The organism is Mycolicibacterium grossiae (assembly GCF_008329645.1).
GTDB lineage: Bacteria > Actinomycetota > Actinomycetes > Mycobacteriales > Mycobacteriaceae > Mycobacterium > Mycobacterium grossiae.
Map to the genome: position 1 here is coordinate 2,893,799 of NZ_CP043474.1, position 23,589 is coordinate 2,917,387.

Here is a 23,589-nt window from a genome sequence, read left to right on the forward strand (position 1 = left end):
TCAGTCCGACGAACAGAGCTCCGACTCCGCAGCGATCACCAGGGGCCGGCTGGAAAATCGCCATTCACACCAGGCCCGCCCTTGGAGAATCCCGAGGTAGGTTCCACCGAGGCGCCGCCGCCCTGCGACACCGTTCCTTCTGCGACAGCTTGACTGTTTACATAACCACCGCCATCCTGCTGCGCTGGCTCGTCGACCCGACGAGCCGTGATTTCGATCTGGCCGACCTCATCGTCATCACGGCCGACACCGGGGGAGAGTTCGACCAGACCGTCACCGACGTCGAGCAGGTCGTGCTCCCCGAGTTGCGCCGCCATCGAGTGCGCTTCATCCAGGTCGGCCGATCGCAACGCAAGACCACCGCCAAAGGCGATGGCGTCGCGGTCCTCCAGGACACCACCGAGCCCACGCGCCTGTACCGCACGTCCTACACCCTGGCCGACGAAATGCTCTCGGCGGGAACGGTTCCGCAGATCGGCGGTACTCGTGCGTGCTCCATTCACGCCAAGGGGAACTGTTTGGACCCGGTCATCGCCGCGGTGACCGCCGGGCGGCGCTATCGCCACGTCGTAGGCTTCGAAAGCGACGAGCACTCGCGGGCCGCGAAGGACGCGCAGTACAACACCGACCGCCGCACCGGCTGGTACCCGCTGCGCGACTGGGGCTGGGACCGGGCCCGCTGTCTGGACTACATCGCCGAGATCACGTCCCGTCGTTGGTCAAAATCAGCGTGCGGCTTCTGCCCCTTCTCCATGCGCACCGAAGCCGGGCGCACCGGCATCGTCGAGCGGTGGCGTCTCGAACCACACAGGGGCGCCCAGGCACTATTCCTCGAGTACGTCGCGCGCAGCCTCAACGAACGCCAGACCCTCATCGAGGGCGGCTCGGCGGCCGACCTGGTGGCCGCCGCCGGGTTGACCGAGGTGCAGTCACGATTCGCGGCCAGGCTCGACGAGTGCGAACACGCCGTCTACGAGGTCCGTCGACTCACCCGCAGGCCCGCCGCGGGCGGCGCGGGGCGCGGCATCACGGCCCGTTCGGTGCGGGCGGTCGCCCGTGGCACCCGCGCACAGATGGAGCAGGACCTCCGTGGGCGCGGCGGTCGGCGGCTGACCGGCGACGATGGGGTCGTTCGCCATGTCGTGCGTGAACGCGGTGACCAGCTCCCGGCGCTGGAGTTCTTCTACGTCGTGTGTCCGGCCGTGGTGGACGACAAGCAGCGGGCCGGGTTCGAATCGTGGTGGCAGGAGGCGACGACCGATGCTGTGCTGTTCTGAGTCCACCCGCGTCCATCCCGCCGGTGTAGCCTTTGGGCAACTCCGAGGGAAGGGGACGGACATGGAGGCGACACCCGCCGACGACGGCTCGCTCATCCTCGCTGCGCTCGGTGCCGCGATCCGCGAACACCGCACGGCCGCCGGCCTCACGCAAGCACAGCTGGCCGTGCGGGCGGGCATCGGTCGGCCCCACCTCAATCACATCGAGGTTGGCCGCAAGAGCCCGACCGTGGTGGTACTGGTGCACCTGGCCCGTGGGCTCGGGATCGAGCCGGCGGCCCTGTTGGAGACGCAGCCGCTCAGCGGGGCGACGCACTGAAGGTGCGCGCCACCTCGATGCGTTGAATCATCGACGCGGCCTCGGCATGGTCGGGGCATCCGGCGTCGTCGGTGCCCGTCTGAATGAGGGCCACCAGCCCGCCATCGGCGCGCAGCTCGTAGCGCGGCGTCTGCGGCAGCTGCCTGACCCCCGCCGCGTGCATCGCGTCGAGTGCGACGGCCAGGACGGCCGTCACCGCAGCGTCGTGATCCTCGGCGGTGTCGAATATGGTGTCGACGCGATCGGTGATCGTCGTCGTCAGAGACCAGGTAACGGTCACGGTGTGCCTCCTCGGCGGTGGGTGTGTCCTTGGGCTGATTGTGCGGGATCGGACGACGAAAGCCGGGCCTGTCCTCCACGGCTGTGGATGAACAGACCCGGCTCGGTCCGGTCTGTGGATAACTACATCTTCGGCGGCGCGTAGTCCCGGTCGTGGGGATCGGCGGCGAAGTCCGGTCCGTCGAGGAAGACCTGGGCCGCGGTGCGGTGGGCCTTCGTCAACAGGTCCACGGCGCTGACCGCCCCGTCCTGATCGAGGATCTGAAACGTGACCGGGCCCAGATGCAGGTCCAGCCAGCGGATCTGGCGGGTTCGGTCGCGGGAGAGTTCCTGGCGGGGCACGACCGCGTAGGCGGGGCGGCGCATCCAGTCGATGGCCACGGTCGGCACCGCGAAGGGCTCGGCCGTGGTCGGTGCGGGGGCCGGGATGTGGCGGGGGATGAGGGCCATCGCCGCACGTGCGGCGCAGAATCCCTCCAGCACGCCCTGCGTGGCCTGAGCCGACAGCATCGTGAAGAGCAGGCAGCCCCACTGCATCCGCAAGCGGGCACTGGGGGAGCAGGCGTGACTCACGGTGATGTCGCCGTCCTGCACGCCCTGAACGCGGACGATCGTGTGGCTGACCAACGCCGCCGGGGTGACGTGCGCTTCGGTGGATCGAGTTTTCATCAGGTGCACCTTTCGGAGTGTCTGCGTGTTGCTTATAGGCAACAGTCTATCGTTATTCCCGTTGTGGCGCAATAGATTTCGTCATCTGACCTGTGTCGACGTGCGCAGCGCGCCCACCGTCCTCGTCAAGGCCGTTACGTTTCCGAGCCCCCGCCCTGACCGCCGCGGCGCGCGGTACCGAGGGGCAATCTCCCGAGTGACGAGGCTGGATCGGTGCGACTCGACGGGAAAGACCTGCATGCAACCAGGGCCCCACCAACCCGCGTTCGCACCGAGTCCGCGAGCTCGACAGCGGGTCGGCTGAGCCGACGACCCGACTTAAACAAGAACGGCCGTGGTGGTGGCGCCATGTCGCCTGGCGGCGTTATCGTTCGGCCCATGCAGCACCGTCGCGGTGTCGCCGCACGCGATCGTGACGGCAACCCCCAACCGCCCGGCGGCGGAGCCGTCATTGATGGCCTCGGCCCGCGCAGTGCACGCCTACCGGCGCTCGCCGTCACCGCGCTGCTCGCGCTAGCCGGGTGCAGCGCTCCGGTCATCGGCGGGACTCCCGTGGGCGTCGAACCTGCCTAGACGGCAAGCGATTTGGGCAGTCGTCTGCTCACAACCGAGGAGGCGGACGCCGCGATGCACACTTCCGGTATGACCGTCGACACCACGATGAGCAGCATGGTCGGCGACAGCGGCAACGTAGAGCCTGCCGCCTGCCTGCCGGCGGCAAGCGTCGCCCAGGACGGGGTGTACGCGGGGTCCGGCTGGGACGCCGTGCGAGTGCAGAGCCTGCACGAGCCCGGCGAGGACTTCGACCACCTTCTGCATCAGGCTGTCGTCGAGTTTCCGGCGCCGCGGGATGCCGCCGCGTTCTACGCCGACTCGATCGGCACCTGGGCCGCCTGCACGGGCACCTACACCTACACTCCGACCGGCGTCATCTGGAACGTGGGTGAGAGCACGCAGGACGGGGCAGTGCTGACCGTCTCGACCAGTCAGCAGGACGCGACGTGGCTGTGCCAACGTGCGTTGAGCGCCGCCGCGGCGGTCGTCGTCGACGTCCTCACCTGCTCCGGTGATGACCGGTCCGCCATGGCCGCCGCCGCCACCGTCGCGCAACAGATCGCCGCCCGCGCAACCAATCAGTGACGGCCCGCGAGCGGGCCACGCGTGCTGCGCTGGCCCGCTCGGAAATTGATCGGGTCCGAAGTTGGCTCTGGTGGTGGACTCGGATGCGTCGCGCTCCGTACCGTCCGTTCCCATGACCGCACCCATGTCCGGTGCCCTCGCGGACGCCGAAAACGACTTGCGCACAGCACAGTCCGAGATTGACCCGCATCGCCAGGGCCAGTACGCGCGCTCTGCGGCAGACTCGGCCGCCGAGGTGGCCGTCGATGGCAACACCAGCGACGCCGATCGGGCTCGCGCAGTGGGGGGTCATGGACGCTGCACTCGTGCTGGCGGGACGTAGCCTGCTGCGCGAGGCGCAGTCGACACTCGCCGGCGCTCGGGACGACCCTGACCCGCAGCAGCGACGGGAACTGGCGCGGTTGGCGGTGAGTAAGGCGCGACAGGTCAGCCGTCACCGGGATTTCACCGACGACGAACGCGCGGAAGCCCGCCAGATCATCGGGCATGGACGGATGCTCGCGACATCGGTGGGTGCCTCCGTTCGGCGCCAGCAGCGCGTGGAGCGCGAGCAGGAACAACCCGGTATCGCTATCTGATCTGCCCGGTTCGCGACGTGAGGTGCGTAACCTCAGTCGCGTGGGGGAGGCAGATGAGGCAGCACGCCCGCAGGCTCCGATAGTTGTGAGTGCCGCCTGCATCGGCTGGGCCCGCTCGGCGCACTACATCACCGAGCCAGTTGACGGCGGCGACGTGCAGCTGCGCTCTGAGGCCGGCGCACCGTCGCGATACTTCATCCGCCGCCGCGGCACCGATCGCCTTGCGCTCACCGAGACCGAGGACGATGCCGAGGAGCATCCGCTTCTGTTCGTCGCCGAAATCGGCGTCCAGGAGAAACACCTGGTCGCGTTGATCGCCGTTGATCGCCGACGACATCCGCGACGACCTCGACCTGCCCTTCCTGGAGATGGACTGGTCGATAGACGCTGTTGCTGCGGGGTATCAGGTGAGCGACATCGAACGCGGCTACCGAACCCTCACGCGCAGGGGAGGTGCGCCCGTCGCCGCCGCACCCGACCCGACCCTGAGCCTATTGACGCTAATACCGCTGTCGCACTTCATTCAGTGGTCGATCGCCGACCTGAAACGCTCGTTCCTCAACCCGGCCGGAGTCCCTCTGTTGCACCGGGGCCGTTACGCGGCGCCTAGGTGCGCTCCGGTGAGGAACCCTGGCCCGGTGGTGGACTACGGCGCGAGCGACGATCTACCGTCAGGTGGTGGGAACGAGGAATGCTGACGGGCCGTTTACCGGGCGCCAGGTGGCGGACGAGTCTGGGCTGGCGGCCGAGCTTGTTTCGAGTCTGATTCCGCGAGCGTCAGCCGATACCGAGGTCTACGACGAGATGGGTCTGTGGCGCGCGAAGGTCGCAAAACTGTTGCTGGACAGCGGCGCACGGATGAATCTTGTGAAGGTGGCAGTGCGTGAGCCGCTGTCCGTTGCGGAGTTGCGGGCCACGGTCGAGAACGCCAACGCTTGGGCCGGGCCGTCAGTCTAGTCCCGTGGGCGCCTGCGAGAGCGATCTGGCTGCGCGTTCAGCGGACGCATGGCCCCACCGACCCGAACGCGGCGCTGGACCAATGCGTATGCGCCGGCAGGCGACGCTGTTTAGCAGTGGCTATCACCTGCTTATCGGAGGGGGAGGGCTGTTGGGTGCGCTCACCCCGTCGCGGTGTTGGCGTGATTGGGTGCGGTCGTCCGGGTGAATGTGGGCAGGCCGCCCTCCGCCGTCACTGTGACCGTTCTCGGGCCAGAGGGGGACGGGGGTGGCCGGGCCCCGATCCAGCGTGGTGGCAGCCCTTGGAGGGTTCGAGCGGGTATCCGATAACAGCTCGCGAGCGATGGCCCTCGGCGGTATGCGGAGCTCGTTCGATCAAAGTTCGTATGCGGGGTCATCGTCGAGGATCGTCGCGAACATCGCCGTCAGCCCTTCGAGATCGGATTCGGCTCGCGCCGTGTGGCATGCGCTGTGCAACTCGGTGAGGTCGGTCTTGCGCCAGTCGAGTCCAGCGCCTCGTTCGGACAGCAGCAGGTCGAAGAATTCGCGGGTGGAGCGGCCGTTTCCCTCGCGGAAAGGATGGGCGAAGTTCACGTAGTCGTACAAGTACGCCACTGTTGGTGCGAGGTCGACGTCAGCAACGGCTCGGAGTCGGTCGAGTCGGTGGATCTCTGCCGCAACGTGAGTCATCGGCCGGCCGACGCTGTCCGGCGGACAGAACGATTCGCCGTCTTTCTCGATGCCAACGGTTCGCACATCACCGGCCCACACGTACACGTCTTGGAAGAGGTGGCGGTGGATGGCTTGCAGGTACGTCAGATCGTAGGTGCGCTCACCCGCGAGCTCGGGGCCCTCACGAAGCTCAATGACCCGTGCCTCGACGAGATCGTTCTCCGCGTCGCGAAGCGCTTCCGATGTCACGGCGCCGACGCGGTTGCGCAGGATGCTCGTGCCGGGGATGAAGTAACCCTGCCAGTTCCGCTCGAGATCGCCGGTCTCCCAGGGGTGTGGCACTGCAGGCTCGATTACTGCAGTTTGTATCGGCGCCTGACGCGGTCGCGCAGCTCGGCCGCTGTGATGGTTCCGCGGGCGTAGGCTACCTGGTCGGCACGCGTCGCGTCGGTACTGCGGGCACCCTCGAGTTCAGAACTGCGGCGGATGGCACGCACGGCTTTGACGCGGCGCTTGGCCTTCTGCAGCTCGGTCATCAGGAACACCGCCTCACGTAGGTGCATCCAGGATAGTCGACGCGGCTGACATCAGGTGAAAGGCGCGTACGGGACCTGTCGACGGCCCCGCCGTCAACTCATCGACATTGGTCGACGACTGTCGGGAACCCAACCCGAGGTTGTGCGAAAGGGGCAAACGTCCGGCCGGACCCAACTCGCGCGAACGGATGCGACTCGAAACGCGAGCCAGCCTCCCGGCGTCTCGTCCCCGTCGGAGCGCTGAGACAGCTCAGGCCGCCGGATTAACCGCGGCCGGCGCGCCACGGCGCTGCCTGGACCGTTCGAAGCCTCGCTTGATTGCATTGCCCCCGGTGATGACCAGCTGATACGGCTCGAACCGCTGCGAGACGGCTCTGCTCATGAGGCTGTCGACAACTCCTTCATGCCCTCATCGACGGCGTGGGGCTCGACGACCGGACAGGGCCTGCATGGTTATCGGGTGTGATGTCCTGCGTCAGCTAATCGACTGACGTATCACGATCCATACCGGTTCGAGCAGGATGTGGACTCGACTTCGAAAATCGATGGTGAACGTGCTCACGTGTCGAGCCTGTTGTTGTGTTCGTCGACGAGCCAGCGTGCGATGTCGACCAGTTTCAGGTTCGAGTTCTGCGAGGTTTTGAGAAGCAACGCGAAAGCCGCCGTGCTAGACAGGTTTTCCCGGTGCATCAGGATGCCCTCGGCTTGCCCGATGACGTCTCGGCTGGCCAGCGCGCGGTCGAACTGCGCTTCGGCCTTTGAACCGACGAGCGCGACGGAGGCGTGTTGGGCGACGAGTTCACCGATGAAAGACGGAGTCCTCGGTGAAGACGCCGGCGTCACGGGCGTAGAGGTTCAGGGCGCCGAGGCTCTCCCCCTCGACGAACAGCTGAAACGACATCAGGCTCATCACGCCGCGTTCGACGGCCGCCGCGGTGAACCGCGGCCACCGGGCCTCGGTGGTCATGTCGTCGATCAGGATGGTGCGCTGCTCGCGCAGCGCACTCAAACACGGACCGTCGTCGAGCTGGGTCTGCAACTCATCGAGTTCGTCGATCAGTGGATTGCGGGGGACCCGTGGTGTCACCGAGCGTCTTTGTATCAGGGAGATGCCCGCCCAGCGTGTGCCCGGCACTGCCGCCACCGCGCCCTCGACGATGGCCCGCAACGTCGAATCGGTGTCCGTTCGGCCTTGCATCCGGATCGCGAGGTCACCCAACAGCGACGCCAACTCGTTATGCAACCCCTGGGCCATGACGATGACACTAGGTCTCAAGATGCCGCACCGCCCTGAATAACGAACGCCCAGGCCGCCAGCTGATCAGTCGGCCAGGCGGACGCGGATCGGGCGTAGTAGACGTCGGTGTTGGGGCTCGACCCACAGCATCATGATCTCCGCGTAGCCGGTGTTCATCGTCTCCACTCGGACGTTGACCCGAACGCCGGCCAGATCCACCATGGGCACCTCACCGAGCCCGTGGTCGATCGCCGCCAGAAAGGGGTAGGCCGAGGGGTGCAAGCGTCGCGGGTACCGCGTGTTTCCGAAGCGCTGCACCCACTTCGGGGAGCGAGGTGTTTCCTGACGGTCGTAGCTGCCGTCGCTGTTGGGCGTCCTGCTCAGGCACAGCACGTGGACGGCGTCCTGATGTGTTTCGGCGTAGCGTCGAAATGCTGCCCGAAAAGACGATCCGTAGCGCTGGGCGAGGTGGGCCACGCTGGCGACGCCGATCTCCAGGCTTCTGGCGTCGTGGGTGAATCCGTGACGTTAAAACATCAATTCAGCGGCGCCCTGATTGGCTTCCTGCTCGAAGAGTCGGTTGGTTGAAGGACTCAGCGTTTCTTCGTTGTCGGTGTGAACGAGCTGCTGCTGCCAGGGCAGCAGGTCGTGGGTGACTTCGTGGAGTTTCACGAAGTTCTTGCGTGCCTCGTGGGTGACCAGCTCGCTGACGTGAACGGTGCGCTCACGACGGTCCAGCGCGCCGCGCAGGCCCCGGAAGCCGCGGCGAACGAGATCGCGCACCGCCTGGGGCATCGCGGCGAGCACCCCTTCGTCGAGGGTGAACTCGTCGGCCTCCAATAGACCGCGCGCCGACACGATGTCGTCCACCGGCGTGGGGTACCGGCCGTAGGCATCAGCGGCCTTGAGCAGCGCATGAGTGCGTTGCTCGATGTCCCGGGCGCTATCGAGGCCCTCAAGCATTTCGCTGCCGCTGCTTATGTCGTAAGAGCTGGAGGTACGTGGTGAGGGCCTCCGCCTCCTCCGCGGTGAGACCTTCGGAACTCAGCGCGTGGGCCAGCGTGTTGCCGTGCGCCGCGCCGCCTGGCACGACGTATCCGGCGCGACGCATCAGTTCGAGGTAGTCCGCGCCCAGCGTTTCGGCCAGACCGTAGAGCACCTTCGGCGATGGACTCTTAACCTCGCCGCGTTCGAGTTTCTGCAGGTAGGCGGTACTGATCCCAGACGGCTCGGCCACGGCTTTCAACGTCTTCCCCGAGAACTCGCGCAGCTCGCGCAGGGTGGGGCCAAGGGAAGCGTTGTCGGTGGTCATAGCACTATCATAGGCGCCTTTACACGATAGTGGAAACGTCTGGTACACTAAAGTAGAAAGGTAGTTACCAAAGTGTTTCGGCTCCGCTGGGGGGCTGGCACTTACGAGAAAGGACATCGTCAATGGCCAAGGGGCATCACCGCAGTGCGACGACCGGTCGCTACGTCAAGGCGTCCAACGCCGCGCGCAATCCCAGGACCGCGGTCACCGAACGCGGGGCCAACCGCAGCAATGGAACCCATCACCGCAGCGCCATCACGGGCAAGTTCGTGACGGCCTCCACCGCGGCGCGGCACCCCAACACCACGGTCACCGAACGCGGCTGACCGCTTCTCCGAGCGGCGGGGATCTACGGTCCCCGGTGGACCGCCCCGCCGCTCGGAGTGCCTATTCCACGCGCAGACCCTTCAAGGATTAAAGGAGAGTGAGGCCATCATGGCCGTGTCCGTTCCCACCATCACCTGCCCGTACTGCCGATTCACCTTCGTGAACGTCCGTGTCACCAGGCACGGGCTTATCCGCTGCGGCAACTGCGGCAAGACGATGAAAATCTGACTCCGACGACATAATCAGCCGGAGCGGCTAGGCCTCAGTTGTGAGAGATACCGGTAGGCCGTGGCGCGACTGATGCCGAAGGCCTTCGTAAGCTCCGGGGGACGGGCTCACCGGTGGCTGACAGCCCGGCGCAGCTGCTCCAAACGCTCCGCGTCAGTTCGGCGGGCTTCATGGACGGAAGCCGGCTCGCCGACCGGACTCTCGTCACGCACCACCCCAGAGGGTACCGCGCCGTCATGGATATCACTCGTTATCCATCGATAACCCCTCCGCTTTCCTCAGATGAAATCTTTGGGTAGTCCTCGGGGCGGGCGATGCGCTGACATCCTCCCCGGTGAACGCATCGGCCCTGCTGGCGTGCTGCTTCACGGCGCCAGCGCCGTCTACCAGGCAAGCGAATCCCTGCCCGTCGAACCAGACGGCCGCGACGGGGTGTTCGCCGGCGCCTCCAACGCCACCGGAACCCTACAACTGCGGGTCACCCGTACGGTGGCGGACACCGTGATCGCCGTCGCGATGGTCGCCGACGCCAGTGCGAGTAAGGCGTTGACGCAACTGTTCATCGAGGAGGCCGAACAGCGCTACTCGGTCGGCATGGTCATCGCCACCATCGCACTGCTCAGGGTTCCCTTGATGCTGGGCGCCGATCTGCAGACGACGCTATTGCGCGCGACGTCGTCCATGATCGCCCGCCTCACCGCGTCCGCTCGGTGACGTGGACCTACTGCGGGGCGGCGGCGGGGTAGGCGTGCACGAGTGCGCTGGACAGCTTGGGTACGGCGTGAGTGAGGGTGTGCTCGGCCCCGTGGGCGATGCGGTGGGCGTCAGCCAAGCTTGTGGCCGGGTCGATGTCGAGTTCGGCGTCGGCGTGCAGCCGGTGCCCGAGCCACCGCATCTTGACGCTGCGTACGGCGGTGACTCCCGGTTCTGCGGCCAACGCGGCTTCAGCGGCGTCGACAAGAGTGGGGTCAACGCCGTCCATCAGGCGGCGGAACACGTCGCGGACCGCGGTGCGCAGCACGGCGAGGATGGCGGCGGTGATGAGCAGCCCGATGACGGGATCGGCCAGCGGGAATCCCAACGCAACACCCCCGGCGCCGAAAAGCACGGCCAGTGAGGTGAATCCGTCGGTACGGGCGTGCAGACCGTCGGCGACCAGCGCGACCGAGCCGATGCGGCGACCGACGCGGATGCGGTAGATCGCGACCAGTTCGTTGCCGATGAACCCGACCAGACCTGCGGCGGCGACCCAGCCGACGTGCTGGATGGGAACGGGGTTGATCAGGCGGCGGACCGACTCGACGCCGGCGACGACGGCCGAGAGTGCGATCATCGCGATGACGAACAGTCCGGCGAGGTCTTCGGCGCGGCCGAAGCCGTAGGTGTAGCGCCGGGTCGCGGCTCTGGCGCCCAGGGCGAAGGCGATCCACAGCGGAATGGCGGTCAAAGCGTCGGAGAAATTGTGAATCGTATCCGCCAGCAGCGCAACCGATCCGGAGATCACCACTATCACCACCTGCGCGATCGACGTCGCGCCGAGTGCCAGCAGACTGATCTTCACCGCCCGGATAGCGGCGGCGCTGGATTCGAGCGCTCCGTCGATGCTGTCGGATGCATCGTGACTGTGCGGGACGAACACCTCCCGCAGCGCGGCCCCGATCCTGCCGCCGCGCCTGTTGTGACGATGGCCGTGGTCGACGCTGTGATCGTGGCCGGGTAAGTGATCGTCGCCGGGAGGGTGGTCGCGCGGTTCGCCGTCAGGAGTCATGCGCGGCGGCCTGACCGCCGCGTCGGTGTCGAGCCGGGTTCTGTGACCGGTCCGGTTTCGTCGTCGGTGTGCAGGGTTTTCAGTTCCTCGGCGCTGCGGTGGTGGCCCGGCACTCCCGGGCCCGCGTGTTCTGCGTTGAACACCGCGTCGGTGACCAGCTGCCCGACGTGATCGTTGTCCAGGCTGTAGTAGATCGTCGTGCCCTCGCGGCGGGTCCGGACCAACCGCGCCATCCGCAGCTTCGCCAGATGCTGCGACACCGACGGAGCGGGTTTGCCGACGTGCTCGGCGAGGTCGTTGACCGACATCTCCCGGTCGACCAGTGCCCACAGGACCTGCACTCGAGTGGTGTCGGCCAGCATTCGGAACACCTCCACCACCAGGTCCACCTCATCCTGTGGCAGCGCACGACGGCATGGGCCGTTATCTGCATTCATATGCGTATAGTAGATGTTGGCCTGTCGAGCGACAACGTTGCAAGTTGAGCGCAAGGCCTGTGGGGGCCATTCTCACCGCCAGTCGTCAGCGACGCGATCGCCGCGAGATTCACGTACGACCCTCGGCTTGCCCAAGGCCCTGTTCGCCACGAATGTGAGACCTCGCGAGTCGAGGTCGATGAGGTAGTCCACGTCGTCGACCTGCCCGTGTGACGAGTCTTGACCATGGTTACGTATCAATCTAGTACTCAGTTGTTGGTGTTCTGACGACACCGGATAGTTTCTATCTCCTGGTGTTCGAGGCGTAGCAGCCACCTTCCTCTGATCGTCCGATCTACCGTTCGCGCGATCAACTGAACCCAAAGTCGCGTGAGGCACATGTCGATTCTCAGGTTGCAGAACAGTTTTCGCGAGAGTTCTCATGCGGTCGATCCGCCACCGACGGCCCACCTGCACCACGTGCAGAACCAGCGGATTGTAAGGGCTCCCGTCTGGGGGCCATGCCGCTACGAATACAGAGGTCGCGATCGATGAGGTGACATCGCAGCCAGGAGCCAGGATGACGGGTGTCGAAGAGAGCGAGCGGAGCCCGCAGCGTCCTGCTCGGGCCGTCTCGGGACTGCTCGCCGCTGCAGTCACCTTGGGGGTTGGTGTCCTCGTCGCGGCCGTGGTGGGGGCGGCGTCCTCACCGTGGCTGGCGGTGGGTGGCGCCGTTGTCGATCACTCACCGTTCGCCATGCGGGAGTTCGCCATCGACACCTTCGGAACCCGTGACAAGCTGGCGCTGTTCATCGGGATGGGGATCATCATCGACGTGCTGTCGGTCGTCGCGGGCCTCGCCGAAACACCACGGCGGCCGTACGGCTCGATCCTGTTCGCGGTCTTCGGCGTGGCCGGTGTCGCCGCCGCGGTCGCGGTCGCGGGCGTCGCAGCCGGCCGCTACGTCGGCGACCGGATGCGCAGCTTGGCGGGCGACCGAGCCGGTTTCCGGGTCCCCACCGTTGAGACCCCCGCCCCGCCGGTCACGGCGGCCCACCAGGTGGCCGTGCCCGAGATGACGAGTTTCATCACCCCCAACGACACGTTCTACCGCATCGACACCGTTCTGCAGATCCCAGCGCTGACAACGGATCAATGGCGCATTGCGCATTCACGGCATGGTGGATCGCGAGATCACCCTCACCTTCGACGACCTGTACCGCCGGTCGGCCGTCGACCGCGTCATCACGCTCACCTGCGTGTCAAATCCGGTGGGCGGCAACCTGGTCGGCAATGCGCGATGGACCGGATACTTACTGACCGACCTGCTCGCCAGTGCCGGCCTCGACCCCGACGCCGACATGCTGCTGTCTCGAAGCGTCGACGGGTTCACCGCGAGCACCCCCCTGGCCGCGGGACTCGACGGCCGCGACGCTCTGCTGGCCGTGGCAATGAACGGCGAACCCCTACCTCTGGAACACGGGTATCCGCCCGGCTCGTGGATCCCGGCCTCTACTGATACGTCTCGGCCACCAAGTGGGTGAGCGAGCTGGAGATCACCCGCTTCGACAAGGCGTCGGCCTACTGGACCGAGCGCGGGTGGGCCGCCCGAGCGCCGATAAAGATCTCGTCCAGCGTCGAGGTGCCGGCCGGATTCGCTCGGCTGAAGGCCGGAAGCATTGTCGTCGCCGGTGTGGCCTGGGCGCAGCAACGCGGCATCGAATCAGTGGAAGTTCGTGTCGACAACGGGCCGTGGCAGTTCGCGACGCTCACGGCCGAGTACTCGATCGACACGTGGAGGCAGTGGTACTGGGAGTGGAACAGCAGTCCCGGCACGCACACCCTCGCCGTGCGCTGCACGGATCGGTCGGGCCAACGGCAGATCGTTGAGCAGCGGCCGACCGTTCCGGATGGCTCCACCGGTCTGGAACGGCGCGTGGCCTTCGTCGAGTGACGGCGAGGTCGGCGTCCAGCCGTACGAGACGTCGGTGTTCACGCGCCACAGCTCTGCAAAGCTACGTCCCGTGGCGAAACGGCGAGGAGCGTCGTCGACGACGGCGGGCCACTTGACGGTTATGCAGCCGGTCGCGGCCAACACGATCGGGCGCACGCCGCTGCCCGGTTATTCGACGGCCGCCACGACTTGTACCGTGGCGCCGTCGTCCGCCGATTCGTACACGGCGGTTTCGGTCGCGATGTACACCTCACCGTCGCCGGCAGCGAGGAGGGCTTGAGGTCTGGCCGTCAGAGCGTGTCGTGGTCGCCAGGTCCGGCCGGCGTCTGTGCTGGTGTACAGAGTTCCCTCGATGTCAGCTCCGACGAGTGGTCCGCGCTCAGGCCAGCTGATGAACACCAGTGCCGGTGTGCCGACGATGGCGGCGAACGTGAGTGCCCCGTCGGTGCTCCGCTGTAACCCTTGGCGGGTTGTCGCGAGGATCTCGTCAGCGTCCACCGGTGATACCGCGAGGTCGACAGCAGCGACTTCTGCCCGTGGTTGCCAGGACCGTTCGTCGAGGCTGATCAGGACCTTCCCGGACTGGCTGTCGTGACCGTAGACCCGTCCATGGCGGTACTCGAGGGCGTGGAAGTCGGCGCTGCCCTCCAAAGACAGTGACTTCCAGGACTCACCGGCGTCCTCGCTCTTGATCAGGCCCAGATGCGGCAGCTGTTGACGATCGGCCGGATCGGGGTGGCCGCTGGCCAAGAACTCGTCGGGGCCGGTGACGGTGAAGCCCATGAAGTCCTGCGTCAGGGTACCGACTCGATGCGGCTCTTGATTGTCGTCGATGCGAAAGAGCCCGTAATGCGTTGCGACGTAGAGGGAGTCGGTCGCCGGGTTGATGCCGAGGCCGTGGATATGGGTCATGCCCGGCACGAGTGCGGTCGTGCTGTCGGGAGGATTCGCCGAACACGCCGCGGCGAGGGCTCCGGTCAGAACTGCGCCAGTAAACCTACGGAGCCGCGCACTGATACCATCGGTCGCCGACGACCCACGTTGTCCACACCTGATGATTGCCTTCTGGTTACGGCGAGACACTCGTATGACGGGGCGCGGCAACGGTTTAGGGTGTCGGGGCGGGTGCAGAGGCCGTCGGCATGCCCGGCATCGGTGACATCGACGGCGCGTTCATGGTTTGTTCCATCATCGTGTTGCGGCCCATGTTCATGTAGTCGCAGCAACTCGGACGTGCGACGAGCAGATACAAACCAGCGACGATGACGGAGATCCCTACCGCGATACCCGTGATCGCCAGGGCTTGATAGAGCCGTTGAGGCCGGGTTCCGCGCGGGGCGATTTCCGTCATGGTTGTCCCTCCGTGGGTGATCTGCTGCGGAGCAGGCTGTACTACGAGACGCCAGGCGGCGGTGCCGACACACACCCGAGCAAGGAGATGACAGGGTGTCGCTTGCGATGCTCGGGTCGGGAAACGGGCCCGTTAGATCTGCCAGTCCTGCGCGCCGTCGGGTTGGTTGTAGATGCCGCCGGTGGTGTTCTTGATGACAACGGGGTCGCCGCTGCCGAAGTTGTCGTAGAACCACTGGGCGTTGGCGGGGCTGAGGTTGATGCAGCCGTGGCTGACGTTGCGCTTGCCCTGATCGGCCACCGACCAGGGGGCGCCGTGGACGAAGATGCCGCTGTTGTCGATGCGGACGGCGTCTTGCACCTTGAGCTTGTAGCCCTCGGCGGAATCGATGGGGACGCCGTAGGTGGAGGAGTCCATGACGATGTCGGCGAACCTCTCCAGGACGTAGTAGGTGCCGTTCTTGGTCTCGTACTTCGGTTTGCCTAGTGACACCGGGAAGGTTTTCTCGACGACGCCGTTTCTCGTGACGGTCATCTGATGGGTGGCGTCGTCGATGGTCGCCACGAGGGATTCCCCGGTGCGGAAGCTCGCCTTGGTTCCCGAGGCGTCGACGGTGACCGTCGTGTTGGCGGGCCAGAAGTCGATGGGGCGCCAACGGACCTGAGTGTCGGACATCCAGTAGAACTTGCCGGGCACGGGCGGGTTGGACGAGACGTGGATGGCTTGTTCGGCCATGGCGCGGTCGGCGATGGGACGCTGGAAGGTGATGGAGATCGGTTTAGCGACGCCGACCATCGACCCGTTGAGCGGGTTGAACGTCGGCGGGGCGAACACCGGCGGGCTGGTGTAGGGGGTCGGATCCTGTCCGGCGGGGACACCGGTCGCGCTCGCTGCTGGAATGGCGGACGGATTCGGTGGCTGCAGTGGGGGAGCTGGCGCGGGGGACTGTTCGGCGATCGCCGACGTGTCCGTCATCGGATCGACTGTGACTACGGGAATGGCCGGGTCGGGTGAGTCGGGCGCCACCGGTTCGGCGTTCGCGCGCGGACCCGCCCACAACGTGGTGCTGAGGCCGATGACGGCGGCTGCGGTGAGCGCAGCTGCCACGGTGGCTCGCCGGGTCATGAATCCTCCTGAAGTTGAGCGGGTGGCGCCGGATAACGCCGCCATGCGCCGCGGCCCGTTGCCACGGCAATCCTACGCACTTGGTACGTAGATGAACAGCGGTCGGCGGGCTGGGTCCGTTACCCCGACGACCGTGGGTCCGTCAGGCGGTGGTGTTGCCGGTCCGCCATTGTTCCCAGGGCACGTTCCAGTCGCCGAGCCCGTCGGTCCCCGCGAGGGTCGATCCCACCGTGTTCATCACTTCGACGATGTCACCGCGTTTGGTGTTGTCGTAGAACCACTTCGCGTTCTCGGGACTGACGTTGAGGCAGCCGTGGCTGACGTTGGTGTTGCCCTGGCTACCTATCGACCAGGGTGCGGAGTGGACGTAGATGCCGCTGTAGGACATCTGGGTGGCCCAGTCGACGTCGAGGCGATATCCGTTGGGGGAGTTGACGGGGACACCGTACGTCGAGGAGTCCATGACGAGGTTGGCGTATCTGTCGCCGATGATGTAGGCGCCGTTGTCGGTGGGGGTGCTGTTCTTGCCCATCGACATCGGCATGGTCTTGATCACCTCGCCGTTGCGCCGCACCGTCAACGTCTTGGTGGCGTCGTCGGCGGTGGCGATGACCTGGTCGCCGATGGTGAACCGCGTTGTGACGCTGTCCTGTCCGAACAATCCGTCACCGAGGTCGACGCCGTAGGTGTTCACCGCGACCTCGACGGAGGTGCCCGGTGTCCAGTACTGCGCTGGGCGCCAACGGACTTCGCGAGCACTGAGCCAGTAGAACGCTCCCTCGACGCGGGGGGTCGTGGTGACGTCGATGGCCCGTTGTGCAGCCGCGCGGTCGGTGATGTCCTCGTCGAAGCGGATGGCCACCGGTTGCCCCACTCCCACGACGTCGCCGTCGTTGGGCATCACGTAGGGCATCGTCAGGTTCTGTGGTGACTGAGTCTGAAACGTCATGCGCTGGGTGACCACTCCGGCGAGTCCGAGTGCCTCGGCGGTCAAGGTGTACCGCTTGTTGTAACCCAGTGGTTCGGCGGTGGACCACGTCACGCCGTCCGGGCCGAGCTGCCCGGTGATGGTCTTGCCGTCGGCATTGATCATGTCGACTGCGCCCAGGACGCCGTCGCCGGCGGCCACGGTCACCGGCGCATCCACGGGGACCCCGACGGCGCCGTCGGTCACCGACGACCGCAACCACGGCTCGAGCAGATCGGCATAGGGCTCGCCCTTATCGGCGATGGCCGCGGGCGTCTGCGCCGTCGTGGTGACCGCCGGACTCGCGCACGCTGCGACGGCGAGCGCCGACGCGACCAGCACGACGATCGCCGCAGGAAAACGCCAGCTTCGGTTCGGCGCGAGTTCGCGAGTCGGTCGCGGTTGCACTGACGTGCGGTCGGTCGGCAAGGAACCAGCCTTTCGGAGACGCTCGGATTGCCAGCGCGGTGACGCTGCTGCAGTCTCCAGTGTCACGGGGTCGAGTATGGGCGGCTTGGCCCTTCGATGAAGATTCGGTAATGACGGTCGCCGCTCGGTCGGTCATGCGGCGGTCACGTAGACAAGTTCGTTGCCGTTTCGTAACGTAGTCGCGATCTACGTAGTAATTACAGAGTTAGTAGCAATCGACGTGTGATCGGTTCACGGGTTCATTCGCGACGCGAAGGGTCATCTGCTTTGTCTGTCGAACGTGTTGCCAGAATGACACGTGCACGCTCCAGCCGGGGGCTGCGCATCGCGGCATCAGTGGTTCTGCTGCTCGCAGTGGTGTCGAGCACCGGCAACGCCGACCCCGCCTCGGATGCGTTGGCCAGGCTCAACGAACTATCCCGAACAGTCGAGCAGACCACCGAGGCGATGAACTCCGCCGAACTGGACCTCGACGCCAAGGTGGCCGAGCAAGCCGCCGCCGAGGCGCGCCGCAACGCCGACGAGGCCACTCTGAATGCGGCCACGGCTGATCTGGAGTCGTATCAGAGCGCGGTCGACGACGTCGCCGCCGCGATGTACATGGGCGGACGATCAGACGGCATGTCGGCGGTGCTGACCGCGGATTCCCCCCAACAGTTGATCGATCAGTTGTCCGTCCAGCGCGTCATCTCGGCGGAGATGGCCACCGCGATGAAGGGATACCGGCGGGCCAGCGACCGGGCGAACGCGGCGGCCCGCGAATCCACGGATTCCGCGGCTGCAGCACGTGGCGCCGCCGAGCAGGCCGCCGCGGTGCGCGCCGAATTGCAAGCCCGACAGAGCGAGTTGATGCGCCAGATCGCGGCGGTCAAGGCGCAGTACGACGTGCTGACCCCGGAGCAGCGCGCCGTCCTGGCCGACCCCGGCCCGCCGCCGCCGGCACCCGATCCCGCACCCACCCCGGACCCGAGCATCATCGCCGCGCCGCCACCGGCTCCGGTCGAGGGTGCGCCCGCGCCCACCGAGGCGCCCGGCGGGCGGAACGACGTCGTCGTTCAAGCCGCCCTCACCCAGATCGGCAAGCCCTACTCCTGGGGAGCGACGGGCCCAGACGCGTTCGACTGCTCGGGGCTGATCCAGTGGGCGTTCCTGCAGACCGGCCGCAAGCTGCCGCGCTCGAGTCAGGCGCTGGCCGACGGAGGCCAACCGATCGGACAGGGGGACCTGCAGCCGGGGGACATCGTCACGTTCTACGACGATGTCTCCCATGCCGGCATCTACATCGGCGACGGCATGATGGTGCACGCCTCGACCTTCGGGGTGCCGGTCAAGGTGGCACCGATCTCCTCATCGCCGTTCCACAACGCCCGCCGCTATTGACCGTGCACGCTGACGGCGAAGAGGGAACCAACCGCCTTTACCGATTCTTCACCGAACGTCGCGGCGACCCTTAGACGGTTCGGCCACGCTGGGGTGCGAGATGGATGTGGCCGATCGCGACGCGAGATCGGTCCTCGACGTCGAGAGGCGATGTCGAGTACGGAACACGGAGGACTCGGATGAGGAACGTTGGGAAGTTCGGATTGCTGGCCGCTGCTGCGGTGGCGGGCACGTTGACGGTGGGTGCGTGTAGCAACACCTCGGCGGAGCACGACATGTCGTCGATGGGCAGCTCGCAGACCTCGGCTGCTTCGGCCCCCTCGACGTCGAGTGGTCAGTCGGCGCAGGCGCACAACGATGCCGACGTGGCGTTCGCGCAGGGCATGATCCCGCACCACCAGCAGGCCGTCGAGATGAGCGACATGCTGCTGGGAAAGCAGGGCATCGATCCGAAGGTGGTGACGCTGGCCAATCAGATCAAGGCGGCCCAGGGCCCCGAGATCGAGAAGATGCAGGGCTGGCTCACCGACTGGGGCGTGCCGACCACGCCGTCGCCGGGGATGCCGAACATGTCCGGGATGCCCGGTCACGACATGAGCGGCATGGGCGGCGGGGGCATGATGTCGCAGCAGGACATGGCGGCACTGCAGAACGCCCAGGGCGCCGAGGCGAGCAGGCTGTTCCTGACGCAGATGATCGAGCACCACAAGGGAGCGATCACCATGGCCCGCACCGAGGTGGACGGCGGCCAGTTCCCGGCGGCCACCGAGATGGCGCGCTCTATCATCACCTCTCAGCAGCAGGAGATCGACTCCATGAACGCGATGTTGGCCGCGATGTGAGTGCGGTCGGGCCGCTCGAAGGAGAGTCGTTGAAGCGTCGTCAAGCGGCGGCGCCCGTGGTCAGCGGGATGATGTTCGCAACGGCACGAGCAGCAGCGGCAGTCCGATGGTGAAGGTCGCGCCCGTGCCGGAGCCTGCGCTGGTGGCGCTGATGTGGCCGCCGTGGGCGTCCACCAGCGCCTTGGCGATGGCCAATCCCAGCCCCGATCCGCCGTGGTCGCGATCGCGGGCGGTGTCGGCGCGGTAGAGGCGTTCGAAGACGTGCGGTAGGTGCGCGTCGGAGATGCCGTCGCCGTCGTCGGTCACGCGGACGACGAGGTGCGGGCCCTCGATATCGGTTCCCACGTTCACGTGGCCCCCGGCGGACGTGTGTCGCAGTGCGTTGTCCAGGACGTTGACCAGAACCTGAGTGAGCCGCTGCGGGTCGCCCCACACGTCGTGCCGCACCGCCGCCAGGTCCGTCGACAGCGTCACGTTCTTGGCGTGGTACCGGTCGGCGACGGCGGCGACGGTCCGGGTGATCACGTCGGCGACGTCGAGATCGGTGAACGACATCGTCGCTGCGCTCTCCTCGGCCTGGGCCAGTGCGCCCAGATCTCCGGCGAAGCGCACGAGTCGACGTGACTGATCGCGCATCATCGCGATGGTGTCGGGGGTCAGTGGCCGGATGCCGTCCTCGACGGCTTCCAGGCAGGCCTCGAGCACCGCCACCGGCGTGCGTATCTCGTGGGCGAGGTCGCCGAACAGTTGACGGCGGGTGGTGTCGATGTCCTGGAGCTGGGCGGCCATTCGATTGAAGGCCCCCGACAGCGCGTCGAAGTCCTCGCCGAGGTTCTGCGGGGCCACTCGCACGTCGTATCGGCCCTCCGACACGGCGCTGGCCGCGGCGGCCACTTCGGTGACCGACCGCTGCAGCCGCCGGCTGACGTAGAGCGTCACCGCGAACGCGGTGAGCGCCGACACCGCCACCGCGCCGCCGACGGAGAACACCGTCGCGTACAGGTAGGCCTCTTCGGCGTGCAGCTGCTCGGCCGAACCCCCGGGCACGCCGGCGCGGTGCAGGTGCTCGCGGAACAGAGGCGGTCCGACGACGGCGGCGACCACCCAGGTGGTGATCGCCCCGGCCAACAGCACCGTCGTCTGGGCGATGAGCAGCCGCATGCCCAGGCCAGCGCGGCGGCGCCACCGAGCGGCGATCAACGGGGGTCGCCCATCCGGTACCCGACACCGCGCACGGTGATGATGAAGCGCGGGGCGGCGGGGTCGTCGCCGAGTTTGCGCCGGACGTGTCCGACGTGGACGTCGACGAGGTGCTCGTTTCCCACCCAGGGGCCGTCGCGCACGGTCTCGAGGAGTTGGCGGCGGCTCAGCACAGTGCCGGGTCGCGCCGACAGGGCGGCCAGCAGGTCGAATTCGGTGCGCGTCAACGGAATCGGTGCACCGTCGAGGAACACCTCGCGCGCGGCCAGGTCGATGCGCAGCGGTCCGAACGTCAGCGGCGCCGGCCTGTCGGAGGCCGCGGTGGCCGCGGCGGGCGCCGCGCGCGGTCGGCGCAGCATCGCCCGGATCCGGGCGACCAGCTCGCCGGAGCTGAACGGTTTGGTCACGTAGTCGTCGGCGCCGACGCTGAGTCCGACGATGGTGTCCAACTCGGTGTCGCGGGCGGTGAGCATCACGACGTAGGCGTCGGAGAAGGTGCGGAGTTGACGGCACACCTCCAGCCCGTCCATGCCGGGCAGACCCAGATCCAGGATCACGACGTCGGGGTCGTGGTTACGGGCCAGGGCGACGGCGGTGGCTCCGTCGTGGGCGACCCGCGTGTCGAAGTGTTCCCGGACGAGGTAGCTGGCCACGATCTCGGCCAGGGCGACTTCGTCGTCGACGACCAACGCGCGGAACCCCGGTGAGCGGTCGTCGGTGCGCGCTGAGGTGTCGGTCATGGGTTTCATGGTGCCGGGGTCCGCTCCCGCATGTGGCGTGCGGGGCGATCTTCAACGAATCTTCACACGACCAACACCGGATCGCTCCGGTGCGAGACGCACCGTGGTCTCCATGAGCGCGATGACGCCGGCGGCCGGGCAACTGGTGCACGCGATGATGGGTGTGGACTGGCACGGCTGGCTGTTCCTGTTGGGCGTGATCGCCGCGTGTTGGGTGCTGACCGTGGCGATCACCGGGGCACTGTTCGCGGGCGGCTCGGCGCGATCGTCGCAGCGCAGCCCGGCCCCGGTGGCGGCCGACAACGCCGGGGCGGCGAACCCGCCGGCGTCGCACACGCGGAACCGACGTCATGTCTGAAGGGCGCGCCTTGTCGCGGCGGGCGTTCCTGGTGGCGACGGCGGCGGCCGGGGCGACGCTGGCCGGATGCAGCTCCGGAGCGGGCGGCGGTGGCGTCGTCGACGAGATCGGAGAGGTCGAGGCGCGCCGCCCGCACAGCGGCCGGACGGTCTCGGCGACGGTGACCGCCGACCGGACGCGGGTGGACCTCGGCGGCAGCGTCGCCGAATCGCTGGCCTACAACGGCACGGTGCCCGGTCCGGTGCTGCGGGCGTCGGTCGGCGACGAGGTCGCGGTGACCGTGCGCAACCGGCTGCCGCGCACGACGTCGGTGCACTGGCACGGGATCGCGATGCGCAACGACATGGACGGCGCAGCGCCGGCGACACCGGACATCGCCGCCGGCGGCGACTTCACCTACCGGTTCTCGGTCCCGCATCCCGGCACCTACTGGGCCCACCCGCACACCGGCCTGGACGCCGACACCGGGTTGTACTTCCCCGTCATCGTCGACGACCCGCGGGATCCGGGAGACTACGACGCCGAGTGGATCGTCATGCTCGACGACTGGACCGACGGCGTCGGATCCAGTCCCGAGCAGATCTTCGACGGGTTGCGCGCCATGTCGGCACCGGGTCACGACATGGTCGGCGGCGACGGCATGCCGGGCATGCCGGGCATGGGCACCGTGGCCGGTGTCGGCGGAACCGGTAAGAGCACGCTCTTGGGCGGTGACGCCGGCGACGTCTCCTACCCCTACTACCTCGTCAACGGACGAATCCCCGCCGCTCCCAGCACCTTTCGCGCGCAGCCCGGCCAGCGGGTCAGGATCCGCATCATCAACGCGGCGTCGGACACCGCGTTCCGGGTCGCGGTGACCGGGCATCGACTCACGGTGACCCACACCGACGGATTCCCCGTGGTCCCGACCGAGGTGGACGCGGTGCTGATCGGGATGGGCGAACGGTACGACGTGCGCGTCACCGCCGGGGACGGGGCGTTCGCACTGGTCGCCCTCGCCGAGGGCAAGAACGCCACGGCACGCGCCCTGCTGATCACCGGAGCGGGCGACCCGCCGCCGGCCGACTTCACGCCGCCCCAACTCGGCGGCCGCGTCGGCACCGTCGCCGACTTCAACGCCACCACCGCCGCGGCGCTCGTCCCCGCGGTGCCCGACGCGAAGCTGCCGGTTACCCTGGCCGGCTCCATGGCACCCTACGAGTGGACGATCAACGGGGCGCCGTTCTCCCGAACCACACCGCTGCAGGTGCGGTCGGGCCAGCGAATCGAGATGACCTTCGACAACACCTCGACGATGTGGCATCCGATGCACCTGCACGGCCACACCTTCGAGATCCTCACCGCCGACGGGCGGCCCGGCGCGCGCAAGGACACCGCGATCGTGCTGCCCGCACAGCGCCTTCGAGTGGCGTTCATCGCCGACAACCCCGGCCAGTGGATGCTGCATTGCCACAACACCTATCACCAGGACGCCGGCATGATGACCCGGCTCGACTACACCGGCTGAACGCAGTGGCGACTGTCCCCG

31 protein-coding genes and 1 pseudogene are annotated in these 23,589 nt (G+C 67.1%); 13 read left to right on the forward strand and 19 right to left on the reverse strand.

The genetic code is table 11. The annotated features are described in order from the left end of the window. Positions 1–35: 35 nt before the first annotated feature. Complete coding sequence (locus FZ046_RS27900; RefSeq protein ID WP_246182762.1) at positions 36–317, reverse strand: hypothetical protein; 282 nt, start codon at positions 315–317, stop codon at positions 36–38. Between FZ046_RS27900 and FZ046_RS13820 the strand changes: the two genes are divergently transcribed. Next, complete coding sequence (locus tag FZ046_RS13820) at positions 294–1,277, forward strand: hypothetical protein (RefSeq protein ID WP_246182763.1); 984 nt, start codon at positions 294–296, stop codon at positions 1,275–1,277. The two genes, FZ046_RS27900 and FZ046_RS13820, sit on opposite strands and share 24 nt — an antisense overlap. 61 nt (positions 1,278–1,338) lie before the next feature. After that, positions 1,339–1,596 carry a helix-turn-helix domain-containing protein gene (locus FZ046_RS13825; RefSeq protein WP_070352296.1) on the forward strand — a complete coding sequence of 86 codons (258 nt, stop codon included), beginning with the start codon at positions 1,339–1,341 and terminating at the stop codon, positions 1,594–1,596. Here the strand turns inward: FZ046_RS13825 and FZ046_RS13830 are convergent. Then, a complete protein-coding gene (locus tag FZ046_RS13830) occupies positions 1,577–1,876 on the reverse strand; it encodes a hypothetical protein (RefSeq protein WP_070352295.1) in 300 nt (99 codons plus the stop codon). The genes FZ046_RS13825 and FZ046_RS13830 overlap by 20 nt on opposite strands. Before the next feature lie 122 nt (positions 1,877–1,998). Then, a complete protein-coding gene (locus FZ046_RS13835; RefSeq protein ID WP_070352317.1) occupies positions 1,999–2,544 on the reverse strand; it encodes a hypothetical protein in 546 nt (181 codons plus the stop codon). 627 nt (positions 2,545–3,171) lie between these two features. Here FZ046_RS13835 and FZ046_RS13840 point away from each other — a divergent pair. After that, positions 3,172–3,684: a sensor domain-containing protein gene (locus tag FZ046_RS13840; protein ID WP_246182764.1), complete on the forward strand. Its 513-nt coding sequence runs from the start codon at positions 3,172–3,174 to the stop codon at positions 3,682–3,684. Positions 3,685–3,929: 245 nt separating this feature from the next. Then, a complete protein-coding gene (locus FZ046_RS13845) occupies positions 3,930–4,262 on the forward strand; it encodes a hypothetical protein (protein WP_246182765.1) in 333 nt (110 codons plus the stop codon). Here FZ046_RS13845 and FZ046_RS27905 read toward each other — a convergent pair. Beyond that, positions 4,255–4,599 carry a hypothetical protein gene (locus tag FZ046_RS27905; protein ID WP_070352292.1) on the reverse strand — a complete coding sequence of 115 codons (345 nt, stop codon included), beginning with the start codon at positions 4,597–4,599 and terminating at the stop codon, positions 4,255–4,257. The two genes, FZ046_RS13845 and FZ046_RS27905, sit on opposite strands and share 8 nt — an antisense overlap. Between FZ046_RS27905 and FZ046_RS27910 the strand changes: the two genes are divergently transcribed. Both FZ046_RS27910 and FZ046_RS13855 read left to right on the forward strand, forming a co-directional pair. Further along, positions 4,583–4,960 carry an Imm61 family immunity protein gene (locus tag FZ046_RS27910; protein WP_070352291.1) on the forward strand — a complete coding sequence of 126 codons (378 nt, stop codon included), beginning with the start codon at positions 4,583–4,585 and terminating at the stop codon, positions 4,958–4,960. The two genes, FZ046_RS27905 and FZ046_RS27910, sit on opposite strands and share 17 nt — an antisense overlap. Before the next feature lie 22 nt (positions 4,961–4,982). After that, positions 4,983–5,219 carry a hypothetical protein gene (locus FZ046_RS13855; RefSeq protein ID WP_070352290.1) on the forward strand — a complete coding sequence of 79 codons (237 nt, stop codon included), beginning with the start codon at positions 4,983–4,985 and terminating at the stop codon, positions 5,217–5,219. A gap of 375 nt (positions 5,220–5,594) precedes the next feature. On the opposite strand, the gene FZ046_RS13860 is transcribed toward FZ046_RS13855, so the two are convergent. From FZ046_RS13860 to FZ046_RS13880, 7 genes are all read right to left on the reverse strand, one after another. Then, positions 5,595–6,233 carry a Fic/DOC family protein gene (locus tag FZ046_RS13860; RefSeq protein ID WP_070352289.1) on the reverse strand — a complete coding sequence of 213 codons (639 nt, stop codon included), beginning with the start codon at positions 6,231–6,233 and terminating at the stop codon, positions 5,595–5,597. Positions 6,234–6,244: 11 nt separating this feature from the next. Next, positions 6,245–6,427, reverse strand: coding sequence for an antitoxin VbhA family protein (locus FZ046_RS13865; RefSeq protein WP_070352316.1), 183 nt, complete (start codon positions 6,425–6,427; stop codon positions 6,245–6,247). 558 nt (positions 6,428–6,985) lie between these two features. Further along, a complete protein-coding gene (locus FZ046_RS27915; RefSeq protein WP_246182766.1) occupies positions 6,986–7,270 on the reverse strand; it encodes an ANTAR domain-containing protein in 285 nt (94 codons plus the stop codon). Next, positions 7,227–7,682: a GAF domain-containing protein gene (locus tag FZ046_RS13870; RefSeq protein WP_246182767.1), complete on the reverse strand. Its 456-nt coding sequence runs from the start codon at positions 7,680–7,682 to the stop codon at positions 7,227–7,229. The genes FZ046_RS27915 and FZ046_RS13870 overlap by 44 nt, the downstream gene beginning before the upstream one ends. A gap of 66 nt (positions 7,683–7,748) precedes the next feature. Further along, positions 7,749–8,141: a hypothetical protein gene (locus FZ046_RS27920; protein WP_246182768.1), complete on the reverse strand. Its 393-nt coding sequence runs from the start codon at positions 8,139–8,141 to the stop codon at positions 7,749–7,751. Between the two features lie 51 nt (positions 8,142–8,192). Then, positions 8,193–8,627 carry an ImmA/IrrE family metallo-endopeptidase gene (locus tag FZ046_RS27925; RefSeq protein ID WP_246182769.1) on the reverse strand — a complete coding sequence of 145 codons (435 nt, stop codon included), beginning with the start codon at positions 8,625–8,627 and terminating at the stop codon, positions 8,193–8,195. Then, positions 8,620–8,976, reverse strand: a complete 357-nt coding sequence (locus FZ046_RS13880; RefSeq protein ID WP_070352288.1) for a helix-turn-helix domain-containing protein — start codon at positions 8,974–8,976, stop codon at positions 8,620–8,622. The genes FZ046_RS27925 and FZ046_RS13880 overlap by 8 nt, the downstream gene beginning before the upstream one ends. A gap of 122 nt (positions 8,977–9,098) precedes the next feature. Between FZ046_RS13880 and FZ046_RS13885 the strand changes: the two genes are divergently transcribed. Beyond that, complete coding sequence (locus FZ046_RS13885; protein ID WP_070352287.1) at positions 9,099–9,302, forward strand: hypothetical protein; 204 nt, start codon at positions 9,099–9,101, stop codon at positions 9,300–9,302. A gap of 586 nt (positions 9,303–9,888) precedes the next feature. Beyond that, a complete protein-coding gene (locus FZ046_RS13895; RefSeq protein WP_070352286.1) occupies positions 9,889–10,245 on the forward strand; it encodes a P-type ATPase actuator domain-containing protein in 357 nt (118 codons plus the stop codon). Positions 10,246–10,252: 7 nt separating this feature from the next. Here FZ046_RS13895 and FZ046_RS13900 read toward each other — a convergent pair whose 3' ends face one another. Together FZ046_RS13900 and FZ046_RS13905 are read right to left on the reverse strand one after the other, a co-directional pair. Continuing rightward, complete coding sequence (locus tag FZ046_RS13900) at positions 10,253–11,299, reverse strand: cation diffusion facilitator family transporter (protein ID WP_070352285.1); 1,047 nt, start codon at positions 11,297–11,299, stop codon at positions 10,253–10,255. Then, positions 11,296–11,736, reverse strand: coding sequence for an ArsR/SmtB family transcription factor (locus tag FZ046_RS13905; RefSeq protein WP_070352284.1), 441 nt, complete (start codon positions 11,734–11,736; stop codon positions 11,296–11,298). The genes FZ046_RS13900 and FZ046_RS13905 overlap by 4 nt, the downstream gene beginning before the upstream one ends. A 559-nt stretch (positions 11,737–12,295) precedes the next feature. On the opposite strand from FZ046_RS13905, the pseudogene FZ046_RS13910 reads away from it, so the two are divergent. Next, a pseudogene (locus FZ046_RS13910) lies at positions 12,296–13,669 on the forward strand (molybdopterin-dependent oxidoreductase). Between the two features lie 168 nt (positions 13,670–13,837). Here FZ046_RS13910 and FZ046_RS13915 read toward each other — a convergent pair. The 4 genes from FZ046_RS13915 to FZ046_RS13930 all read right to left on the reverse strand — a co-directional run bounded on the left by FZ046_RS13915 (position 13,838) and on the right by FZ046_RS13930 (position 17,460). Continuing rightward, positions 13,838–14,590, reverse strand: a complete 753-nt coding sequence (locus FZ046_RS13915; RefSeq protein ID WP_246182770.1) for a F510_1955 family glycosylhydrolase — start codon at positions 14,588–14,590, stop codon at positions 13,838–13,840. Positions 14,591–14,777: 187 nt separating this feature from the next. Beyond that, positions 14,778–15,020: a hypothetical protein gene (locus FZ046_RS13920; RefSeq protein WP_083298117.1), complete on the reverse strand. Its 243-nt coding sequence runs from the start codon at positions 15,018–15,020 to the stop codon at positions 14,778–14,780. A 132-nt stretch (positions 15,021–15,152) separates the two neighbouring features. Then, the gene (locus FZ046_RS13925; protein WP_070352283.1) at positions 15,153–16,145 is read right to left on the reverse strand and encodes a L,D-transpeptidase; all 993 of its coding nucleotides are present in this window, start codon (positions 16,143–16,145) and stop codon (positions 15,153–15,155) included. 142 nt (positions 16,146–16,287) lie between these two features. Next, positions 16,288–17,460, reverse strand: coding sequence for a L,D-transpeptidase (locus FZ046_RS13930; protein ID WP_070352314.1), 1,173 nt, complete (start codon positions 17,458–17,460; stop codon positions 16,288–16,290). 372 nt (positions 17,461–17,832) lie between these two features. On the opposite strand from FZ046_RS13930, the gene ripC reads away from it, so the two are divergent. Together ripC and FZ046_RS13940 are read left to right on the forward strand one after the other, a co-directional pair. Beyond that, positions 17,833–18,921 (forward strand): peptidoglycan hydrolase RipC, encoded by a 1,089-nt coding sequence (gene ripC, locus FZ046_RS13935; RefSeq protein ID WP_070352282.1) that lies wholly within the window; start codon positions 17,833–17,835, stop codon positions 18,919–18,921. 179 nt (positions 18,922–19,100) lie between these two features. Continuing rightward, positions 19,101–19,763, forward strand: a complete 663-nt coding sequence (locus FZ046_RS13940) for a DUF305 domain-containing protein (RefSeq protein ID WP_070352281.1) — start codon at positions 19,101–19,103, stop codon at positions 19,761–19,763. Positions 19,764–19,823: 60 nt separating this feature from the next. Here the strand turns inward: FZ046_RS13940 and FZ046_RS13945 are convergent, their stop codons facing one another. Further along, positions 19,824–20,924, reverse strand: coding sequence for a sensor histidine kinase (locus FZ046_RS13945; protein ID WP_246182771.1), 1,101 nt, complete (start codon positions 20,922–20,924; stop codon positions 19,824–19,826). Between the two features lie 35 nt (positions 20,925–20,959). Then, positions 20,960–21,712: a response regulator gene (locus FZ046_RS13950; protein WP_070352280.1), complete on the reverse strand. Its 753-nt coding sequence runs from the start codon at positions 21,710–21,712 to the stop codon at positions 20,960–20,962. Between the two features lie 103 nt (positions 21,713–21,815). Here FZ046_RS13950 and FZ046_RS13955 point away from each other — a divergent pair, with 103 nt between their 5' ends. Continuing rightward, complete coding sequence (locus FZ046_RS13955; RefSeq protein ID WP_083298116.1) at positions 21,816–22,061, forward strand: hypothetical protein; 246 nt, start codon at positions 21,816–21,818, stop codon at positions 22,059–22,061. Continuing rightward, on the forward strand, positions 22,054–23,568 hold the full coding sequence (locus FZ046_RS13960) for a multicopper oxidase family protein (protein ID WP_070352278.1): 1,515 nt from the start codon (positions 22,054–22,056) through the stop codon (positions 23,566–23,568). The genes FZ046_RS13955 and FZ046_RS13960 overlap by 8 nt, the downstream gene beginning before the upstream one ends. The last annotated feature ends 21 nt before the right edge of the window (positions 23,569–23,589 follow it).

Excerpts from the sequence above, each read along its gene's own strand:
- FZ046_RS27900 (WP_246182762.1), bottom strand. The coding sequence starts at position 317 with ATGGCGGCGCAACTCGGGGAGCACGACCTGCTCGACGTCGGTGACGGT.
- FZ046_RS13825 (WP_070352296.1), top strand. The coding sequence starts at position 1,339 with ATGGAGGCGACACCCGCCGACGACGGCTCGCTCATCCTCGCTGCGCTC.
- FZ046_RS13835 (WP_070352317.1), bottom strand. The coding sequence starts at position 2,544 with ATGAAAACTCGATCCACCGAAGCGCACGTCACCCCGGCGGCGTTGGTC.
- FZ046_RS13840 (WP_246182764.1), top strand. The coding sequence starts at position 3,172 with ATGCACACTTCCGGTATGACCGTCGACACCACGATGAGCAGCATGGTC.
- FZ046_RS13845 (WP_246182765.1), top strand. The coding sequence starts at position 3,930 with ATGGCAACACCAGCGACGCCGATCGGGCTCGCGCAGTGGGGGGTCATG.
- FZ046_RS27905 (WP_070352292.1), bottom strand. The coding sequence starts at position 4,599 with ATGTCGTCGGCGATCAACGGCGATCAACGCGACCAGGTGTTTCTCCTG.
- FZ046_RS13865 (WP_070352316.1), bottom strand. The coding sequence starts at position 6,427 with ATGACCGAGCTGCAGAAGGCCAAGCGCCGCGTCAAAGCCGTGCGTGCC.
- FZ046_RS13870 (WP_246182767.1), bottom strand. The coding sequence starts at position 7,682 with ATGGCCCAGGGGTTGCATAACGAGTTGGCGTCGCTGTTGGGTGACCTC.
- FZ046_RS27925 (WP_246182769.1), bottom strand. The coding sequence starts at position 8,627 with ATGCTTGAGGGCCTCGATAGCGCCCGGGACATCGAGCAACGCACTCAT.
- FZ046_RS13880 (WP_070352288.1), bottom strand. The coding sequence starts at position 8,976 with ATGACCACCGACAACGCTTCCCTTGGCCCCACCCTGCGCGAGCTGCGC.
- FZ046_RS13885 (WP_070352287.1), top strand. The coding sequence starts at position 9,099 with ATGGCCAAGGGGCATCACCGCAGTGCGACGACCGGTCGCTACGTCAAG.
- FZ046_RS13900 (WP_070352285.1), bottom strand. The coding sequence starts at position 11,299 with ATGACTCCTGACGGCGAACCGCGCGACCACCCTCCCGGCGACGATCAC.
- FZ046_RS13905 (WP_070352284.1), bottom strand. The coding sequence starts at position 11,736 with ATGAATGCAGATAACGGCCCATGCCGTCGTGCGCTGCCACAGGATGAG.
- FZ046_RS13920 (WP_083298117.1), bottom strand. The coding sequence starts at position 15,020 with ATGACGGAAATCGCCCCGCGCGGAACCCGGCCTCAACGGCTCTATCAA.
- FZ046_RS13925 (WP_070352283.1), bottom strand. The coding sequence starts at position 16,145 with ATGACCCGGCGAGCCACCGTGGCAGCTGCGCTCACCGCAGCCGCCGTC.
- ripC (WP_070352282.1), top strand. The coding sequence starts at position 17,833 with ATGACACGTGCACGCTCCAGCCGGGGGCTGCGCATCGCGGCATCAGTG.
- FZ046_RS13940 (WP_070352281.1), top strand. The coding sequence starts at position 19,101 with ATGAGGAACGTTGGGAAGTTCGGATTGCTGGCCGCTGCTGCGGTGGCG.
- FZ046_RS13945 (WP_246182771.1), bottom strand. The coding sequence starts at position 20,924 with ATGCGGCTGCTCATCGCCCAGACGACGGTGCTGTTGGCCGGGGCGATC.
- FZ046_RS13950 (WP_070352280.1), bottom strand. The coding sequence starts at position 21,712 with ATGAAACCCATGACCGACACCTCAGCGCGCACCGACGACCGCTCACCG.
- FZ046_RS13955 (WP_083298116.1), top strand. The coding sequence starts at position 21,816 with ATGAGCGCGATGACGCCGGCGGCCGGGCAACTGGTGCACGCGATGATG.
- FZ046_RS13960 (WP_070352278.1), top strand. The coding sequence starts at position 22,054 with ATGTCTGAAGGGCGCGCCTTGTCGCGGCGGGCGTTCCTGGTGGCGACG.